Origin of the sequence: Helicobacter himalayensis (assembly GCF_001602095.1) — a bacterium.
Lineage (GTDB): Bacteria > Campylobacterota > Campylobacteria > Campylobacterales > Helicobacteraceae > Helicobacter_F > Helicobacter_F himalayensis.
Genome location: NZ_CP014991.1, coordinates 1,529,482 through 1,548,984 on the forward strand (window position 1 = coordinate 1,529,482; position 19,503 = coordinate 1,548,984).

19 protein-coding genes are annotated in these 19,503 nt (G+C 40.5%); 15 read left to right on the top strand and 4 right to left on the bottom strand.

The genetic code is table 11. From position 1 onward, the window contains the following. Positions 1 to 59: 59 nt before the first annotated feature. Positions 60 to 632, bottom strand: a complete 573-nt coding sequence (gene dcd / locus A3217_RS07315; protein ID WP_066389224.1) for a dCTP deaminase — start codon at positions 630 to 632, stop codon at positions 60 to 62. Positions 633 to 721: 89 nt separating this feature from the next. On the opposite strand from dcd, the gene accB reads away from it, so the two are divergent. The 14 genes from accB to A3217_RS07385 all read left to right on the top strand — a co-directional run bounded on the left by accB (position 722) and on the right by A3217_RS07385 (position 15,161). Further along, positions 722 to 1,177, top strand: a complete 456-nt coding sequence (accB, locus tag A3217_RS07320) for an acetyl-CoA carboxylase biotin carboxyl carrier protein (protein WP_066389225.1) — start codon at positions 722 to 724, stop codon at positions 1,175 to 1,177. 36 nt (positions 1,178 to 1,213) lie between these two features. Continuing rightward, positions 1,214 to 2,578 (top strand): acetyl-CoA carboxylase biotin carboxylase subunit, encoded by a 1,365-nt coding sequence (locus tag A3217_RS07325; protein ID WP_066389226.1) that lies wholly within the window; start codon positions 1,214 to 1,216, stop codon positions 2,576 to 2,578. Between the two features lie 57 nt (positions 2,579 to 2,635). Then, positions 2,636 to 3,307 (top strand): hypothetical protein, encoded by a 672-nt coding sequence (locus tag A3217_RS07330; RefSeq protein WP_066389227.1) that lies wholly within the window; start codon positions 2,636 to 2,638, stop codon positions 3,305 to 3,307. Positions 3,308 to 3,455: 148 nt separating this feature from the next. Then, positions 3,456 to 4,607, top strand: coding sequence for a UDP-4-amino-4,6-dideoxy-N-acetyl-beta-L-altrosamine transaminase (gene pseC / locus A3217_RS07335; RefSeq protein ID WP_066389799.1), 1,152 nt, complete (start codon positions 3,456 to 3,458; stop codon positions 4,605 to 4,607). A gap of 26 nt (positions 4,608 to 4,633) precedes the next feature. Beyond that, positions 4,634 to 5,494, top strand: coding sequence for a hypothetical protein (locus A3217_RS07340; RefSeq protein ID WP_066389228.1), 861 nt, complete (start codon positions 4,634 to 4,636; stop codon positions 5,492 to 5,494). Positions 5,495 to 5,845: 351 nt separating this feature from the next. Next, entirely contained in the window at positions 5,846 to 8,638 is a 2,793-nt protein-coding gene (gene napA, locus A3217_RS07345; protein ID WP_066389229.1) for a nitrate reductase catalytic subunit NapA, read from the top strand. 6 nt (positions 8,639 to 8,644) lie between these two features. Then, complete coding sequence (gene napG / locus A3217_RS07350) at positions 8,645 to 9,394, top strand: ferredoxin-type protein NapG (protein ID WP_066389230.1); 750 nt, start codon at positions 8,645 to 8,647, stop codon at positions 9,392 to 9,394. Next, positions 9,394 to 10,317, top strand: a complete 924-nt coding sequence (gene napH / locus A3217_RS07355; RefSeq protein ID WP_066389232.1) for a quinol dehydrogenase ferredoxin subunit NapH — start codon at positions 9,394 to 9,396, stop codon at positions 10,315 to 10,317. Before napG ends, napH begins: the two co-directional genes overlap by 1 nt. After that, the gene (locus A3217_RS07360; protein WP_066389233.1) at positions 10,314 to 10,817 is read left to right on the top strand and encodes a nitrate reductase cytochrome c-type subunit; all 504 of its coding nucleotides are present in this window, start codon (positions 10,314 to 10,316) and stop codon (positions 10,815 to 10,817) included. Before napH ends, A3217_RS07360 begins: the two co-directional genes overlap by 4 nt. An 80-nt stretch (positions 10,818 to 10,897) precedes the next feature. Continuing rightward, positions 10,898 to 11,872, top strand: a complete 975-nt coding sequence (locus A3217_RS07365; RefSeq protein WP_066389234.1) for a WD40 repeat domain-containing protein — start codon at positions 10,898 to 10,900, stop codon at positions 11,870 to 11,872. A gap of 3 nt (positions 11,873 to 11,875) precedes the next feature. After that, positions 11,876 to 12,217 carry a chaperone NapD gene (locus tag A3217_RS07370; protein ID WP_066389236.1) on the top strand — a complete coding sequence of 114 codons (342 nt, stop codon included), beginning with the start codon at positions 11,876 to 11,878 and terminating at the stop codon, positions 12,215 to 12,217. Positions 12,218 to 12,345: 128 nt separating this feature from the next. Then, a complete protein-coding gene (locus A3217_RS07375; protein ID WP_066389238.1) occupies positions 12,346 to 13,272 on the top strand; it encodes a lipid A biosynthesis lauroyl acyltransferase in 927 nt (308 codons plus the stop codon). A 3-nt stretch (positions 13,273 to 13,275) separates the two neighbouring features. Continuing rightward, positions 13,276 to 14,406, top strand: coding sequence for an MlaE family ABC transporter permease (locus A3217_RS07380; RefSeq protein WP_066389240.1), 1,131 nt, complete (start codon positions 13,276 to 13,278; stop codon positions 14,404 to 14,406). A gap of 2 nt (positions 14,407 to 14,408) precedes the next feature. Next, positions 14,409 to 15,161 carry an ABC transporter ATP-binding protein gene (locus tag A3217_RS07385; RefSeq protein ID WP_066389241.1) on the top strand — a complete coding sequence of 251 codons (753 nt, stop codon included), beginning with the start codon at positions 14,409 to 14,411 and terminating at the stop codon, positions 15,159 to 15,161. Here A3217_RS07385 and A3217_RS07390 read toward each other — a convergent pair. From A3217_RS07390 to A3217_RS07405, 3 genes are all read right to left on the bottom strand, one after another. Continuing rightward, positions 15,158 to 15,721 carry a DedA family protein gene (locus A3217_RS07390; protein ID WP_231860306.1) on the bottom strand — a complete coding sequence of 188 codons (564 nt, stop codon included), beginning with the start codon at positions 15,719 to 15,721 and terminating at the stop codon, positions 15,158 to 15,160. The genes A3217_RS07385 and A3217_RS07390 overlap by 4 nt on opposite strands. Before the next feature lie 25 nt (positions 15,722 to 15,746). Then, positions 15,747 to 17,063, bottom strand: a complete 1,317-nt coding sequence (locus A3217_RS07395) for a hypothetical protein (protein ID WP_066389244.1) — start codon at positions 17,061 to 17,063, stop codon at positions 15,747 to 15,749. A 509-nt stretch (positions 17,064 to 17,572) separates the two neighbouring features. Beyond that, positions 17,573 to 18,505 carry a D-2-hydroxyacid dehydrogenase gene (locus A3217_RS07405; protein ID WP_066389252.1) on the bottom strand — a complete coding sequence of 311 codons (933 nt, stop codon included), beginning with the start codon at positions 18,503 to 18,505 and terminating at the stop codon, positions 17,573 to 17,575. Between the two features lie 106 nt (positions 18,506 to 18,611). On the opposite strand from A3217_RS07405, the gene argB reads away from it, so the two are divergent. After that, on the top strand, positions 18,612 to 19,475 hold the full coding sequence (gene argB / locus A3217_RS07410) for an acetylglutamate kinase (protein WP_066389253.1): 864 nt from the start codon (positions 18,612 to 18,614) through the stop codon (positions 19,473 to 19,475). Positions 19,476 to 19,503: the final 28 nt, after the last annotated feature.

Here is a 19,503-nt window from a genome sequence, read left to right on the forward strand (position 1 = left end):
AGCAATGTGTATTCCATAAAAATAAAACCAAAATATTAAAGCAAAATCAAAGTAGCCCTTTATGATTCTAAGATTCTAGGCAATGTAATGCCGCGCTGTCCTTGATACTTCCCGCCTCTGTCTTTATAGCTCACTTCACATACATCATCACCTTGCAGGAATAAAACCTGCGCAATGCCCTCATTTGCATAGATTTTAGCCGGTAGTGGCGTGGTGTTGCTAATCTCAATAGTAATATGCCCTTCAAACTCCGGCTCAAAGGGCGTAACATTTACAATAATCCCACATCTCGCATAAGTGCTTTTACCTAGGCAAACGGCTAACACATCGCGAGGCATTCTAAAATATTCAATGCTGTGTGCGAGCGCAAAAGAGTTTGGCGGAATGATACAAAACTGCCCATTTTTGACATTTTTCACCACGACATTTTCCTCTTTGAAGTTTTTTGGATCAACAAGTGCCGCACCAATATTGCTAAAAATCATAAATTCCTCACCCACCCTAATATCATATCCATAGCTTGAAAGCCCGTAGCTTATGGTATTTTTTCCGACTTGCTTTTCACAAAATGGCTCTATCATTTTGTGTTTCAAACTCATCTCTCTAATCCAGCTATCTGCTTTTAATCCCATAACGACACACCCCTTTAGTTACAATTTATGGTATTATAACGAATTAATTTGGCTAGAACACACCACTAGATTACGAAAGGCAGGTTACCATGAATCTACAAGAAATCAAAAAACTTATGGAGCTTTTTAGCAGTAGCGAAATCACAAAACTCAATCTCAAAAATGGCGAATTTGAAATCAAGCTAGAAAAATATGGCACGAGTATCGTTGCAAGTGCGCCTGTTGTTAGCACACCACAAATTATACAAAATGCAGAATCTACTCAAGCTCAAAGCGCACCTGTTGCGAGTGCGCCAACCGCGAATGGAGATTTTATCACTTCTCCGATGGTAGGGACATTCTACCGCTCACCAAGCCCGGGCGCTGCGCCTTATGTGAATGTCGGCGATACGATTAAAAAAGGGCAGACGATAGGCATTATCGAAGCCATGAAGATTATGAATGAAATTGAAGCAGAATGCGACTGCAAGATTCTCGCTATTGAAGTTGATGACGCGACACCTGTGGAATTTAGCACAAACCTCGTGCGAATCCAAAAGCTCTAAGCGCCAAGCTTAGGGATTTGGGATAAGGGGTAAAAAATGAAAACAAAAAAACTTAATAAGATTCTCATCGCGAACCGCGGAGAAATCGCCCTACGCGCGATAAGGACAATCCAAGAAATGGGAAAGCAGGCTATTGCAATCTATTCTACCGCAGATAAAAATACTCACTATCTTGATGTAGCTGATGCTAAAGTGTGCGTAGGTGCGGAAAAATCCTCTCAAAGCTATCTTAACATTCCAGCAATTATGAGTGCAGCAGAGCTTTTTGGTGCAGATGCGATTTTCCCCGGATATGGATTTTTGAGTGAAAATCAAAATTTTGTAGAAATCTGTGCGCATCACAATATCGAGTTTATCGGACCTACGGCAGAAGTAATGGTGCTAATGAGTGATAAATCTAAGGCGAAAGATGTAATGAAAGAAGCGGGCGTGCCAGTGATTATGGGAAGCGATGGTGCGCTAAAGGACTTTAAAGAAGCGCAAAAAATCGCTGAAGAAATCGGCTATCCTGTGATTCTCAAAGCTGCGGCAGGTGGGGGCGGACGCGGAATGCGCGTAGTGGAAAAGCCAGAAGTGCTTAAAAATCTTTATCTTGCAGCAGAATCTGAAGCGCTAAGCGCCTTTGGCGATGGCACAATTTATATGGAAAAGTTTATCCGCAATCCGAAGCATATTGAAGTGCAGATTCTAGCAGATAAATATGGGAATGTCTTGCATATAGGCGAGCGCGACTGCTCGGCGCAAAGACGTCAGCAAAAACTCATTGAGGAATCCCCAGCAGTCGTGCTAAGTGAGAGTGTGCGTAAAAAGCTTCTTAATACTGCCATCAAAGCTGCAAAACACATTGGCTATGTGGGTGCAGGGACTTTTGAATTTTTGCTAGATAGCAACTATGAAGATTTTTATTTTATGGAAATGAATACGCGCTTGCAAGTGGAACACTGCGTGAGTGAGATGGTGAGCGGGTTTGACTTGGTGGAATGGATGATACGCATAGCCGAGGGTGAAAAACTTCCTAGTCAAGATTCTATCACTTTCAAAGGGCATTCTATCGAATGTCGTATCACAGCTGAAGATCCGCAAAAATTCTACCCGTGCCCGGGTAAAATTACAAAATGGATTAGCCCCGGTGGTGCAAATGTGCGCCTTGATAGCCACGCGTATGCGGGCTACACCGTGCCGATGCATTACGATTCTATGATTGGCAAACTCATTGTTTGGGGCAAGGATAGAGATGAGGCGATAAGACGCATGCACCGCGCGCTTTCGGAGTTTTGCATTGAGGGCATTAAGACGACTATTCCTTTTCATATTAAAATGATGGAAAATAGCGACTTCCACCAAAGCAAAATCCACACAAAATACCTCGAACAGACTTTTTTACCGCAAAATGAAGAGTGAGTTGCGGTGATTTTGCGCTTTTTTAAGGGAAATTTATTTTTAAGGAGGTGTTAAGTTATGAAAATATCGAACTTGCAAGCTACGGATTCTTCAAGCATTGCCTTGCAAAAGGCAAACATACAAGAACTCAAATCCCCTGCAAAGACAAAAGAAGCTCAAAGCGTGAAAACGGCGAGCTTGGGAAACCTTAAAGATGAAAATATCAAAGAAACTAACTTAAATATTGGCAAATTGCAGGTTTTGCAAAAATCCCTAGATTCCCTTGAAAATCCTTTGCGTAAGGCACAAAAAGCACTTAGCACAGATTCTAAAGAACAAATTACTCAAGCGCGCGAGCAGGCTGAGGAAATCATCAAATCAAGCACTTTTAATGGGCAAAAAGTCTTTGGTGTGAGCATAAAAGATTCCAAAAACAATGTCGTGCTAGAGCCTGTGATGGTGGATACTTCACTTATTAGCGCTGATAAGCGCGAGCTTGAAATTTTTAGCAAAAATATTCAAAAATCTAAAGCGCAAGTAAAAGAGGCACTAAGCGCGCTTTCAAAAGACGCACAAGAAAATATCCAAACGCTTAACAAGACAAAGAATCTACCAGACAAAGATTCAATAGCAAACGAGCAAGATTCTGGCAAAATCTCTAATTTTTTCAAAAAATTTGGCGACTTTTTGCGTGGTGCGCAAGCAAGTCAAAAACTCGATAGTGAGCGCGTTTCAAAGCTTTTAACATAAAACCAGAGTTCTATTTTTTAAAACATCTTGCAACTTTCTACATTAAAAAAGATAGGATATGTGCGAAAGCGAAGTGAAACGAAACCAGAGCGGAGCTCATAAGAGCTTTTTCTCTTATGAGGATACATCAAAAAAAGGAAAAGTCACTATGCCTAACTTTTACCCTTACAGCACACAGCTTATTGATGAATCTGATAAAAAAGCTTTGCTTAGCGCGCTTGAAGGCACGCATTTAACGCAAGGTCAAAGGGTTGTGGAATTTGAAAAAGCTCTGGCAGAGTTTTGCGGGACAAAATACGCGCTTTGTCTCAACTCTGCTACTTCCGCGCTGTATGTGACTTATCATTGGTTTAAAGCGCAAAATCTAGATTCTCAAATCTATGCCATCACCACACCCATTAGCTTTGTTGCAACCTGCAATATGATGCTTGCAAATGCTATCACACCGCTATTTGCGGAGGTTTTACCAAATGGGAATATTAACCCAAAAAGTGTGCGCGAGATTCTCAATACTCATAAAAACAAAGAATCCATCAAATTACTTGTAAGCGTGGATTATGCAGGCTTAAGCGTGGAGGGCGAAGAGTTAGAAAAAATAGCGCAAGAATTTAATTTAGTGTGGATTTCTGATAGCTCGCACGCTTTTGGCGCAAGCTACAAGGGTGCAAAAATTGGCTCACTAGCACACGCAAGCATTTTTAGCTTCCACGCTATTAAGCCAATCACCACTGCTGAAGGTGGCGCGGTACTGACAAATGATGAAAGCCTTTATACGCACGCGCAAGCTATGTTAAGCCACGGCATTATCAAAGGCAGAGCGTGGAATTATGATTGTATCGACATTGGGTTTAACTTCCGAATGAATGAGCTAAGCGCAGCGCTTGGGCTTTCACAATTGCCAAAAATTGAGCACTTTATTTCTGCGCGCGAAGAAATTGCAAGATTCTATGACGAAATTTTTGCTAAAAATCCCTATTTTAGTGCTATTGTGCGCCCTTCATATATGCAGAGCAGCCATCATCTCTATCCAATTTTACTTTTCCCAAATCTAAGGTGTGCTAAAGAAGATATTTTTAACGCCCTTTTAGCACAAGGCATAGGTGCGCAAGTGCATTACAAGCCTATTTATCAATTTAGTTTATACAAAAAACTTTTTGGAGAAATGCGCCTTGAAAGCGCGGAATCTTTCTATCTCTCCGAGCTTTCAATCCCTTGTGCGCAAAATATGAGCATTAAAGATGCTAAAGAAGTGGCGCGCATTCTCTTGGAAGTGCTAGAATCTAGCGCGTGCGTGAGATAACAATGAAACTTAAAAGGTTTTAAAAAATGAAAAAGAATTTTTGCTTGATATTTTTAACAAGTCTTTTTTGCCTACAAGGCTTTGGAGCGGAATGCTATGAAAATGCGGATTTTTATTTCAAGGTTGAAACAAATTGCAATGAAGAACTTTGCAACACTACGCTTCTGCTGCTTGATAAGAAAAAACCTAATTCTTTTTTATTGCTAGATTCTCAAATCGGAGAGAAAAACACTACTTTTGTGGGTGAAAACGCAACTTACATTTTGGAGCAAAAGGCGTTGTATGTGCTGGATTCTCAAAATATTACAGAATCTAGCGCGCAATCTAACCCACAGGAAACAACCAAAGAAAGTGCGCAAGATTCCCAAACACAAGATTTACAAGATTCCCAACCTAACACACCTGATGCAGAAAATCCTCTTTCAAAAGCAAAAAAGCTCAATTCTATTGCGTGTGTGTATGCTGATGGGCTTAGTTTTAATACATTTTGGCAGGATTTAGGCGAGGGGCAGTATCAATTTGTCAAGCAAAAAACGCAAAATGATAGCAATGATTTGGACAAAGATGGGGATTTTTTTAGCATTTATCAAAATGGAGACAAACTCACTTTTGAATCGCTAGAACTCCGCACTGATAGCAGTGGTGCGGAAAGTCAAAGCCGCATTACACAAGATTTTTTGCTCAAGCCTTTAAGCAAAAATCAAGCCTATATTATTTCCTTGCAAAATAAAGCCTGTGGGGTGCTGGTGGAAAAAAAAGAAAATGAAAACGGCGCGCAGATTCTCAAAGTTAGCTCATTTGCAAATAAAAGTGTGTGTGATTTTTTACGCAAGCCAAATGGAGAGTATCTCATTACTGAAATTTACATTAAAAAGGCTCAAAAGTAAAACTTTTTTTTACCTTGCAAAAATTGTAAAGCTGCGATTGTATCCCATTATTTGTTACTTTTGCAAAACTTCTTTAGAAAAATATCTTCCTTTTGGGTAAATTTGTAGCATTTTGCTTTAAAAATGAGAATCTCACACCAAACAGCCCAAAAATGCGCCATTTTGGGATTGATAACCTAGTTTTTTAAACAAAAATAAATATGTATAAAAAATAATATATATTTACTTACAGCGCGCGTAAGGGTAAAATTACCACCGAATCCACAAATCCCGCGATTCAATGAAAGGAGGTTTTGCATTATAAACAAAATAAAGCATTACAATCTAAAAACCAAACAAGGGGGAAACAATATGCAACCAAACTTAAATCGCCGTGAGTTTATCAAAAATGCGGCAGTGGTTTCAGCAGCTTCAGCTGTTGGATTAAGCGTGCCAAGTGCTGCACTAGCAAAAGCGCAAGATGCACAGAAATCATGGAAATGGGATAAATCTGTTTGTAGATTCTGCGGAACGGGCTGTGGGATTATGGTAGCAACAAAAGATGGACAAATCGTTGCGGTGAAAGGCGACCCAGAAGCACCGGTAAATAGAGGGATTAACTGCATTAAGGGATATTTTTGTGCCAAAATTATGTATGGACAAGATCGCTTGACACAGCCTCTTTTGCGCGTTAATAGCAAAGGTGAGTTTGACAAAAAAGGCAAATTTGCACCTGTAAGCTGGAAACGTGCCTTTGATGAAATGGAAAAGCAATTCAAAAAAGCTTACAACACATTAGGACCAACAAGCGTGGCGATTATGGGAAGTGGGCAATACACCGTGCAAGAAGGCTATGCAGCAGTGAAGCTTATGAAAGGTGGATTCCGTTCAAACAACATTGACCCAAATGCAAGGCATTGTATGGCAAGTGCGGTGGTAGCATTTATGCAAACCTTTGGTGTAGATGAGCCGGCGGGCTGCTATGATGACATTGAGCTTACTGATACTATCATCACTTGGGGCGCGAATATGGCAGAAATGCATCCGGTATTGTGGTCGCGCGTCACTGATAGAAAACTCACAAATGCTAATAAAGTAAAAATTATCAATCTTTCAACTTTCACAAATAGAACTTCAGATATTGCGGATATGGAGATTATCTTCAAGCCACAAACTGACTTAGCTATTTGGAACTACATTGCAAGGGAAATTGTGTATAACAGACCAGAATCTATGGATAAAAAATTCATAGATAATCACTGCGTATTTAGCACAGGCTGGGTAAATATCGGCTATGGTATGCGTAATAATCCAAACCATAAAAGCTTCTCAAAAGCCGAAAAAGACATTGTGGCGAAAGAAAATAGCAAAATCCTAAGCAAAGATGAGGGTGTAACATTACAATATCTTGGGCTAAAAGCTGGCGATGAGCTAAAAATGGAAAAATCTGGCGTAGCTGATGCACATTGGCAAATTAGCTTTGAAGATTTCAAAAAAGCCCTCGCGCCTTACACACTTGATTTTGTCGCACAGCTTGCAAAAGGCGATGATAGTGAAAGCTTAGAATCTTTCAAAGCAAAATTACAACAGCTTGCAAACTACTACATTGAAAAAAATCGCAAGGTTGTAAGCTTTTGGACAATGGGCTTTAACCAACACCAAAGAGGCACTTGGGTAAATGAGCAAAGCTATATGGTGCATATGCTCCTTGGCAAGCAAGCAAAGCCCGGAAACGGTGCATTCTCGCTCACAGGACAGCCTAGCGCATGTGGCACAGCGCGCGAAGTTGGGACATTCTCTCACCGCTTACCAGCAGATATGGTGGTGGCTAATCCAAAACATAGAGAAATCACTGAAAAAATTTGGAATCTTCCAGCAGGCACGCTTAATGGCAAGCCCGGATTCCCATATCTTGGAATCTTAAGAAACCTAGAAGATGAAAAAGTAAAATGGGTGTGGGTGCAAGTCAATAACCCTTGGCAAAACACAGCAAATGCAAACCACTGGATTAAAGCAGCACGCGAGCTAGATAACTTTATCGTGGTAAGCGATAGCTATCCGGGCATTACAGCTAAAATCGCGGATTTGATTTTGCCTTGCGCGATGATTTATGAAAAATGGGGTGCGTATGGAAATGCAGAGCGTAGAACGCAACATTGGAAGCAACAAGTTTTACCACAAGGAAATTCAATGAGTGATACTTGGCAGGTGCTTGAGTTTGCAAAACGTTTTACACTTAAAGAAGTTTGGGGCAAAGATTACCCAGATTTAGGGCTTAAAAGCGTGCTAGAAGAGGCTAAGAAAATGGGTTACAACGAAAATACCACACTTTTTGAATACCTCTTTGCAAATGCAAAAGCGAAGAAATTTAGCGTAAATGATGCAATGCTTAAAAACAAACCGCTTAATTCTGAAGTCTTTGGCGATAGTAGGAAGGTAGAGGGCAGTGATGGCAAGGTATTTAATGGCTATGGATTCTTCGTGCAAAAATATCTTTGGGAGGAATACCGCCTCTTTGGCGTAGGACACGGACACGACTTGGCAGAATTTGATGTGTATCATAAAGTGCGAGGATTGCGCTGGCCTGTGGTTGATGGCAAAGAAACACAATGGCGCTTTAACTCAAAATACGATCCTTATGCGCGCAAAGAATCTGGGGGCAAAGAATTTGCATTCTATGGAAACAAAGGTGCGGCACTGCCTGTTGGTGATTTAAGCAAGCCTGCAGGCGAGGAGAAAAAACCTCTTGCAAATAGAGCAAAAATCTTTTTCCGCCCTTATATGGATCCTTGCGAAATGCCTGATAAGGAATATCCATTGTGGCTTTCAACCGGGCGTGTGTTAGAGCATTGGCATAGTGGAACGATGACTATGCGTGTGCCTGAGCTTTATCGTGCTGTGCCTGAAGCACTTTGCTACATAAGTGAGGCTGACGCGCAAGATAAAAAACTCAAACAAGGCGATCAAGTGTGGGTAGAATCTAGACGCGGAAAAGTCAAAGCACGCGTGGAAATAAATGGTAGAAATCGCCCACCAAAAGGCTTGGTGTATGTGCCGTGGTTTGATGAAAATGTGTTTATTAACAAAGTTTGTCTTGATGCGACTTGTCCGCTTTCAAAACAAACTGACTTTAAAAAATGTGCCGTGAAAGTTTATAAGGCGTAGATTCTAATGGATAAACAACGTAGAAAGGCTTTAAATTCAATCGCGCAAACTATGGGTTTAGTGGCGCTTGGCGGACTTACTTGGGGTGCATTTGTGGCAGAAGCTAAGTCAAATCCGCTTTGGCTCTATCCCCCCGGAGCGCGGGAGAATTTCGCAAATAGTTGCATTCGTTGCGGACTATGCGTAGAAGCCTGCCCATTTTATACGCTAAGCCTTTCAAAAGAAGGCACAAAGGGCTTGCCCGTGTTTGTCCCACGCGAGATTCCGTGCTTTATGTGCGAGGATATCCCTTGTGTGCCTGTATGTCCTACTAATGCGCTAGATGTTAATCTTGTCAGCACAAATGGCAAGCTTGATATTACAAAAGCGCGTATGGGCGTGGCGGTAGTGGATACACTTAATTGTATCGCGTATGCTGGCATACAATGCGATGCGTGCTACCGCGCTTGTCCGCTTATTGATGAGGCGATTTATTTAGAATACAAATCTAATGAGCGCACAGGCAAGCACACGATGATTTTACCTATGGTTGCAAATGACATTTGCACAGGTTGCGGGAAATGTGAAAAAGCCTGCGTCACAGAACTTGCAGCAATCCGCGTACTCCCACGAGAAGCGGTGTTAGGCAAAATGGGGACGAACTATATCAAAGGCTGGGAAGAACAAGATGAGAAACGTTTAGAATCTGCCAAAACACACAAAAAGACAGAATCTAAAGCCCAGACGCTTGATTATCTTAATAATGAGGATTTGTGATGTTAGCCTATCTTGCAAAGCGTAAATATTTGCTACTACGAAGATTCTCACAAATTGGAATCTTGGTGTTATTTTTTTTAGCAAATTGCTCGCTTATAAGCATTAACGGCACGCGATTTTTCGTAACGCAAGGAGATATTGCAAAGTTTGAAAAAAACGAGCGCAATTTAGCCATTGCAAACACAAAAGAGGATTTGCTCTCTTTCAAACTTTTGGAAGGCAACTTAAGCGCGTCTAAAGTTGCGGAAGTTGTGCCTATGAGCGATCCTTTGGCATTTTTGCAAATCTTTTTAGCAGGAGGAGCAATAAGCGCGGATTTAGCACTTGGGGTGGTTGTCGTGTTGCTCATATATGGGGTATTTTTAGGAAGAGGTTATTGCGCATTTGTCTGTCCGATAAATCTCATCACTGATTTTGCCGCCTATGCACGCAGGAAGCTTAAGATTGAAAATATCAAATTTCTTTCAATCCCTAGAAATGCAAAATTTGCAATGCTTGGCTTAAGCTTGTTGCTTTCTCTTATCTTTAGCGTATTGGCTTGGGAGATGATAAGCCCTATTTCGATATTACATCGAGGCATAGTCTTTGGTATGGGTGTTGGAGCGTTTGGAATCTTGGCGGTATTCTTGTTTGATTTATTTGCGCTTAAAAATGGCTTTTGCGCTCATTTGTGTCCTTTGGGCGCGACTTATAGTCTCATTGGCGCAAAGGCATTACTCAAAGTCAAGCATAAGGTGGAAAACTGCACCAAATGTATGGAATGCGTGAGAATCTGCCCAGAATCTCAAGTCCTAGATATGGTAGGCAAACACAGCGACGCGGTAAAAAATATCGCGTGTATAAAATGTGGTCGTTGTATTGAAGTGTGTAATGATAATGCACTAGGTTTTAGCATACTAAACTACAAAAAGGAGAGAGAATGAAAAAGTTGTTATTAGTTGCCTTGGCATTTTTTGGCGCGTGGCTTTATGCAAAAAGCGTAAGCGATACAGAAATCGGGCTTAGGAAAGTTCCACTTGAGAGCGAAAATGTGAAATTGCAGAATTTTAAATTCAACGATGCCCCAGCGGGTGAAAGTCAAAAAATCGAGCGTGCATTTGAAAATGCCCCGCCTCTTATCCCTCACGATATAGAAGGTATGACACCGCTCACACAGCAGGATAATCAATGTATCACCTGCCACGATCCAGCAGTGGCAAAAGATATGGGTGCTACCCCTGTGCCAAGCTCACATATGTTTGACTTGCGCGCTTCTAAAAAGATGAGCACAATTTCAGATTCACGCTTTAACTGCACGCAGTGCCATGTCCCACAAGCAAACGCAAAGCCTGTGGTGGGTAATAATTTCAAGCCTGTTTTCACAAACGAAAAACAAAAGCATCAATCAAACTTGCTTGATGTGCTCAATCAAGGCGTGAAATAAACTATTCAATGTTAGATTCTATTATTTTGATAGAATCTAACACGAATTCCAACACGATATCAATTTGAAGGCATAAGATTTTGCGGATTCTTAAAATTTATTTTTTACTACCTTTTTTGCTTACGCTAGGTTTTGGCGCACCATTGCAACCAAAACTAGAACTAAAAATAAAGTATGAAATTTCTTCGCTTGAGTTGCAAGAAGATACTTTATTTGTCTCAACCACGCAAGGTGTGCTTTTAGTATATGATATTAAGAATCCACAAAATCCTATTTTAAAGCAAACAATCACGCTCCCTTCTTATAAAGATTTTTTTGATAATTCTTATAAGCCAAAGATTTACAACACTGCGACAAACGCACAGGGCGAGATTCTCATTATCGCAGCAAATGGCAATTCCACGCGCGATATATTTTTGCAAAAAAATGACAAATTGGAGCTGTTACTTGAGGATCAAAATATCGCAAAAGCTGCGTGGGTTTCCCCCACTGAAGTAATTTTTGGATTCTTAAGCCACGAAATCGCGCTTTTTAATGTAGCGACAAAAACACTTATTTATCAAAACCAAATTACAAACTCAAGCTTTAGCGATATGCTTTACAACGCAAAAGATAGGATTCTCTACACCACGGGGGAATCTGGCGCGATTTATATCATCGATCCAGAATCTGGCGCGTTGATAGAAAAAATTAGCAACATAAATAAAGACAGAGTATTTCAAATCGCCTTTGGTGATAATAAGCTCGTAAGTGCGGGGAATGACAGACGCGTGGGCGTCTATACCTTGGAATCTGGCACAAAACTCACGCGTACAGATTCTCTAAAAACAAACTTTTTGGTTTATAGCGTTGGCATTAGTCAAAATGGCGAAAATATCGCATATATGAGCGATGAATTTGGTGAAATTACGATTACAAACTCCCACAATCTCAATGCGCCAAAAATAATACTAAAAGGCGTTAATGGTGTGGCAAATAGTATCTTTTTTTACAAAGATTTTGTTATCGTTGGCTGTGATGGCGACACCATCTACTTTTTTTATATTAGGGGGTGAAAAATGAATATCTCAAGTATCATTATCCGCGCAAAAACTCAAAATTGGCAGAATCTGCTAGAGAAAATTAATAAAATCGCTTATACAGAAGTCGCGCTTGAAGATTCTCAAAAAGGCATTATTATCGCCACCATTCAAGCCCCAGATACAGGCAAAGATATTGCCTCACTAAAAGAAATCAGCCAGCTTAAAGGCGTGTTAAGCGCGGATATGCACCTAACTTATAGTGAAGAGGAATTTAAGGGCTGTGAAATCAATATGAATGAAGTTGCTGAACTCATTGATACCACGCCGGTTGAAGAGATGAAATATAATGGCGATGTCAATAATCTTATGAAAGAATAGCGCCACCCACACTGCATTTTTAAGCACAAAAATTGTAAAATACCCTTTCACGCGCAAAGCACGCAGATTTGAAAATACACGCAAAGAATATCTAAAAATATTATGAAAAAAAGTGAGAGAAGGTAGCAATGACAACATTTAATACTTTTTTTATCAAGTGTTTAAGCAATACGCTTGGCTTTTTTTTAGCAAAAATCCCACATTCTTTTTTTCTTTTGCATGTGAAAGCCTTAGGCGCACTTTTTTGTTTCCTTGATAAGCGCAGATTCAACGATGCACTTGCAAATCTAAATTTTGTTTATGAGGATTCTCTTTCTCCAGCACAGAAAGAAGCCATTATCAAGCGCGCATACAAAAACTTCGCCTTTGTGCTTTTAGAATCTGTGCGCGTAGTGTTTTTAAATAAGAAAAAATATGCAGCGCGCTTTAGCTTTGAGAATGAGCATTTCATCACAAATTCTATTGCTAAAGATGGCAGTGCAGTGCTTATAAGCGCGCATTATGGCTATTGGGAGGCGATGGCTAGCATTTTGCCGCCTCATTACAGAATGTGCCAAATGGCTTCTTTAGGGCGCTTGACAGAATATCCGAGTATTAATCATATGATTATCAAACGGCGCGAGGCACAGGGTGTGAAGATGATTGACAAAAAAGGTGCATTTAAACATTTGCTAAAAATGTATAATGAAAAAAATGCACTTGTTGGAATCCTTGTCGATCAAAATATCGGGCTCAATGAAGGTATAGAAGTACGCTTTTTTGGTAAAAAAGCCACGCATACCACAATCGCTTCAATCCTTTCAAGACGCTTTAATGTCGCGATTGTGCCGGTGTTTATTGATTTTAATGAAGATTATTCACGCTTTGTTGTGCGCTTTTTTGAGCCCATCAGAGCACAAAATTCAAATGATAGTAACGCAGATATTTTGCACGCGACCCAAATGCAGGCAAATATCACAGAAGAAGTTATCCGCACGCACCCAAGTAGTTGGTTTTGGTTTCATAAACGCTTTAAGATTTTCTATCCGCAGATTTATACGCAAAAAAAGGCTTAATCTATGGAACTTTTTACGCATAAATTAACGCCTCAAGCAAATTTTTTTATCTCACAATCCCACCCAACACTTAAAATTAAGCTAAGTGGCGAGTGGAACTACACCACATCAAAAGCAAAACTCAAGGCTCTGCGCGCGAGTTTGCAAAAAGCAAATGTGCCAATCGAGCTAGAATTTGATTCAAACCTTGAAATAGATTTCGCACTTTGTGCGTTGCTTAAGTCATTTTTAGAATCAAAGTCCTACACCTTAGGTGAAAATCAAAATATTATCGAAATGTTCGCACTGCTTGAAAACTACCCGCAAGCCTACCCTATCCCGCATAAACCAAACTCGCTTCTTACTTCTTTTCAAGAATTAGGTGAAGGGGTGAAGAGCTTTTTTACAAATATGATTGATTTTATCAATTTCTTTGGTATGTGCCTTTTCTATCTCTTTTTAAGCCTTGTGCGTCCTAAGCGCTTTAAAATTGCCTCGATTTTTTATCACATTTCAGAATCTGGACTTAAAGCTATGCCTGTGGTGCTTATAACAAGCTTTATTGTAAGCTATGCAATCGCTATGCAAGGCGTTATACAGCTAGATAAAATGGGCGTACCAATTCTTAGTGTGGAGATTATTGCAAAGCTTTCTTTGCGCGAATTAGGACCTTTTGTTTTGGCGCTTGTTGTAGCTGGGCGCTCGGCTTCAGCTTACAGCGCGCAAATTGGCGTGATGAATCTCGCCGAAGAAAATGACGCGCTCAAAACTATGGGTTTTAGTGTGATTGATTTTTTAGTAACGCCTAGAATCTTAGCGCTTGTCATCACTATGCCGCTGCTTGTATTTTTAGCAGATATTGTAAGCCTCCTTTCTGGTATGCTTGCCATTAACGCGCAGGCTGGCATTAGTTTTACGCAATATTGGGAGCGCTTTTATGAGCATGTCAGTATCACACATTTTTTAGTCGGTATGGCAAAAGCGCCTTTTTTTGGGCTGGCTATCGCGCTAGTTGGCTGCTATCGGGGATTAAAAGTGCATGGCGATACAGAATCCTTAGGCAAAGAAACGACTTTAAGCGTGGTAAATGCGATATTTTGGGTGATTGTGATTAATGCGATATTTTCATTTTTTACCACAGCACTTGGAGTGTGAAAATGCAAAAAAATATCATCGAAGTAGAAAACCTCTGCACGCGCTATGGGGAAATAACAATCCACGATAACATAAGCTTTGTCGTTAGAGAGCTTGAAATCTTTGCAATCCTAGGTGGCAGTGGAAGCGGGAAAAGCACCTTGCTACACAATATGCTTTATCTGCAAAAGCCTTACGCTGGAAGTATCAAGTTTTTTTCACGCGATATTTGGAGCGTGATAGATTCTAGACGCAGGGAAATTTTGGATCATATTAGCATTATGTTTCAATTTGGTGCGCTTTTTAGCTCTATGAATATTTTAGATAATGTCGTAATGCCACTCTCACAAAAAGGCGCTTTTCCACAAAAGACAGCCGAGCAGTTAGCACTATTTTGGATTGAGCGTGTGGGATTGCCAATGCAGAGCGCGTATAAATATCCTCACGAGCTAAGTGGTGGTATGAAAAAGCGGGCTGCATTAGCGCGCGCACTTATTACAAGCCCAAAGATTCTCTTTTTAGATGAGCCTACAAGCGGACTTGACCCAAAAAGTGCGCAGGGCTTTGATGAACTCATTCTTTCCTTACGCGAAATTGCAAAAACCACCATTGTGATGGTAACACACGATTTAGATTCTATACGCGATAGCGTGGATAGATTTATTTTATTAGAAAACAAAAAAATCGCATTTTACGGGAATCTGCAAGAGCTAAAAGCAAGCGGTTTGAAAACAGATATTTTTTCAGGCTCAAGGGGTCAGCGCATAATGTCTTAAATATTTTTCTTTATCTTCCTACTTAATCTACTTGTCAAAAGCACAACAAAACCAATCCATATAAGAATAATCATAGGAAACACAAACGGATTAAGGTCAAGTTTCTCCAAAATCTCTAAAACAAGATTGCTTGCAAAAAATGTGCTAAAGCCGACCACAATAGCCCACAGCAAGCACGCGAACATATTTTGCAAAAGAAAATTTCTAAAATTATAGCGACTAATGCCAATGCTTAGAGGAATGATAAAGCGCACAATATGGATATATTTGCTAATAAAAATGCTTATTTTGCCATATCTTTTAATCCAAATTTGTGCGAGTGCCATTTGACGCGAATATTTTGAGAAAAAAGGCAGAATCTCTTTTTTATAATGACGCGCAAGATAGGCTGTAAGAGAGCTTCCAATGGTATTTGCCACAAAGGCGATAAGCACACAAAGAGTAATATCCATCTTCCCAAGTGAGCTCATCGTCGCAGCAGCTATAAGCCCCACATACCCACCATAAAGGCAGTATGCAAAAAGGAGCAAATAGCCCCAAGTGTCTAAACTATCCAACACATCTTGCAACAAGAGCCTTCCTTATTTAGTAAGCAAATCTCGCAAACACAAGGAAATTATTTGAAGAGGCAATGCGTCCTTGTGTAATAGTGTTGTTACTACTATTCCAAGTGCCAGCATTAGCCGTGTAGCTTACAAAACCACCACCTACTTCTAAACTCATATTTGCCTGATTCCATACCGTGCCTTGCGCCATAAGGTTGTATTCTTGATAGTCTAGGAATGAGGCAAGCGCGTGAATTTTCACTCTTTTCCAATCCATTCCAGCGTATAAATATGCAGTTAGTGTGTTATTAAGGAAGTAAGGCGCTACGCCCCCCGTAGCTACAGTTACGCCAAGCTGATTCACACCACGTCCTAACGTATTGCCGTAATAGCGCGTAGAATCTGTAATCGCCCAAATCCCACCAGTGCCTTCTCTACCGCCTACATAATGCGCACCAAAGCCCACATAAAAATCATTCATAATAGTGATTTTCTCATCACCCCACACAAGAAAGCTAATATCTTCACCTGTTTTTTGAATATCTTTCCAATCTGTATTGCCGTATTGGAAAATCCCGCGTAAAGTTGTCTTTGCATTGAAATTTTTTGCAAGATTTACGCGAAGGCTTGCCGTAATACCACCTTGTGCAAGAGCAGAACCATTTTGTTTTGTGCTTTGGTGATTTCCTTGATTGTCATAAACAAATACACTACCGGGCAATTTTGAGTTAAACAACCCAAACGCGTCAATAAGCCATTTTGAACGATCTGTAAAGCTAAAGCCACCAAGCAAAACTTCTCCGCCGATAAATGCGTTTTTATAATTTTGACTATAAGGTGTCACTCCTGCTAATTGTGTCCCGTTTCTCGCACCAATTTGCCCTTTTTTATACCCAGTGCCAAGCATAGAATTTACCCACGCACCATAAACATCAAAGCGATTTGATACAGAATAGCGCGCCGCAATCCCTTGCATATTTCCATCTAGCCAATCATTCATAATAAAATCGCTATTAAAGCGCCCAACTGCCGCTTCTAGCGTCTCTCTCACCTTATCATCTTTATCTCTCGTGCTTCGCTTATATTTCAAATACGCATCAGAAATATCACCTACACTACTTGAAGGAGTATTGCCTGTGGGGATACTCCACGCACCAATGGCACCAAGCCCAGCATAAAAACCACTTCTATTAAAGTTAAATTCCGCCCCGCTTCGCACATGGAATCCAAATGCGTTAGGCTGTGAGTTAAACATTCCTGTAAGATAACCAAATGGATTGATATTAATCTCCACTGCTGATGCGCTTGAAGCGACAAGCAAACTACCTAGTGTTAAAGACGCGAAAGTCTTTTTCATTGATTCTCCTTATTATTTCTTTTTGTGATAGGGCGCGCATTGTATCTTTTTTGTCCTTAAAAAATTCTATTTCTTTAAATGTATCGCCTGCGCGGAAGTAAATTCCGCAAGGCTTCGCTTCAGCTTCGTTACACTTCGCTTGCGCGCGCATACTCAACGTTTTTTTGATTGATAAGGCTTATAGATTCTGTCCCGATTTTGGTTGTTTAGAATCTATATTTAAATGTATCGTCTGCGTGGAAGTAAATTCCGCAAGGCTTCGCTTTAGCTTCGGCTCTATTCCTTAAATTGTATCACTTACAAGAGCAAAGCCCCCGACAAGCTTCGCTTCGCGTGCATACTTAACGCGTTTCTATTAATTAGCTTCTAAGATTCTGTCACGCGGTTTGATAATCTTTAGATTCTTCGCCTAAAGACTCAGAATAACAAAGAGAGAGGTCAATATGACAAGCCTTGTTTTTGTTATATTGAGTGGGCGCGAAATATCTCGGTTTTTAGAATCTATTCCTTTAGATTCCAAGACTCTTAATATTTGCCACAACACCATCAATAAGCCTTACTCGCGCTTTGTCATACGCCCAAGCGATATGTGGTGTGAGTAAGATTTTATGCGCGATTTTAGGATTCAAAAGCGGGTGGTTTGGCTTCATAGGCTCGTTTTCTAGCACATCTGCACCAAAATAAAGCTCCCTAGATTCCAACTCTTTTGCAATATCCTCCTCATTCACAATGCCCCCACGTCCCATATTTAGCAAAATTGCACGCTTTTTGAGAAGCTTTAGATTCTCAGCATTTAGCAGATTTTTTGTCGCGGGATTAAGTGGTGCGTGGATAGAAATCACATCGCTTGTGCTTAAAAGCTCCTCTAAGTTTTTTTGCGGATAGGTGGCATTGCTATTTTTCCCGCTGGTTGAAAAGTAGCTTACTTTCGCGCCAAAGGCACTTGCTAGCCCTGCTACGCGCTCACCAATGCTCCCTAGCCCAATAATCCCCCACTGCAAGCAATCAAGCTCTAAAAGCGGGTTTTTTATATGCGTGAAAGTTTGACTTTTCACCCATTCGCCATTTTTGCAATAGCGCTCATAATAAGGCAGATTCCCCAAAAAGCTAAGAGCTAGCATTAGCGTGTGTTGCGCCACAGCATTTGTAGAATAGCCCGCGACATTTTTTACCACAATGCCTTTTGCGCTTGCGCATTCTAAATCTACATTATTCATACCCGTAGCCACGATACAAATAAGTTTTAGATTGGGAAGATTTTCTAAAATTTGAGAATCTAGCACGACTTTATTTGTCAGCACGATTTGTGCGTCCTTTGCGCGCTTTATGACTTCATTTGGACTTGTTACAGGATAATGTGTAAAATTCCCCAAACTCTCAAACACACTCAAATCGCATTCCCCAAGCGTTTGAGAATCCAAAAACACGATATTTGCTTTCATTAATCACTCCTTAAAGCTGGATATTGATAAAACCCAAACAATGGTATAATAACTATTCTAAACGCGCAGGCAACAACTGCGTAAAATTCCATAAAAAGAAGTCATTATGCAAAATCTTTCCACTTTTAAGGCTCATACAAAAGTCGTGCAAACACTTTTAGAATCTATCCCTTTTATACGCGAATTTCGTGGGAATGTGATTGTTATCAAATATGGCGGTGCGGCGCAGATTACGCCAAAATTAAAAGAGAGTTTTGCGCTTGATTTGGTGCTTTTGTATATGGTTGGCATAAAGCCTGTCATCGTGCATGGCGGGGGAAAGAGGATAGATTCTATGATTGCAAAATTAGGCATAGAATCTGAATTTAAAGATGGCTATCGCATAACGAGCAAGGAATGTATGAATATCGTAGAAATGGTGCTAAGCGGGGAAATCAACAAGGAGCTAAGTGCGTTTTTAAATCTCCATGGTGCGCAGGCTGTGGGCTTAAGCGGGAAAGATAGCGCAATGCTAAAAGCGCGCCCAAAAGATAATGGCACTTTTGGTTACACCGGCGAGATTACTGAAGTTGATACAAGGCTTTTAGAAAATCTTTTGAATGAAGGATTTTTGCCTGTGGTTGCGCCAATTGCGATGAGTGAAGATTCTATTGGGCTTAATATCAATGCAGACATTGCTGCGTGCGAGATTGCCAAAGCGCTCAAAGCACAAAAAGTGATTTTTCTAACAGACACCACCGGCGTGCTAGATTCTCAAGGCAAGCTTATGAGCTCGCTTAATCCCCAAAGCATTGCAAAGCTCAAAAAAGAAAGGGTCATTAGTGGCGGTATGATACCAAAACTAGAGGCTTGTATCTCGTGCGTGGAATCTAGCGTGCAAAAAGCCCACATCATCGATGGAAGGATTGAGCATTCCCTCCTTTTAGAGCTTTTCACCAATCAAGGCATAGGTACACAAATCACCAAATAACACGCTTTGCGTAGATTCTCAAGTGGTT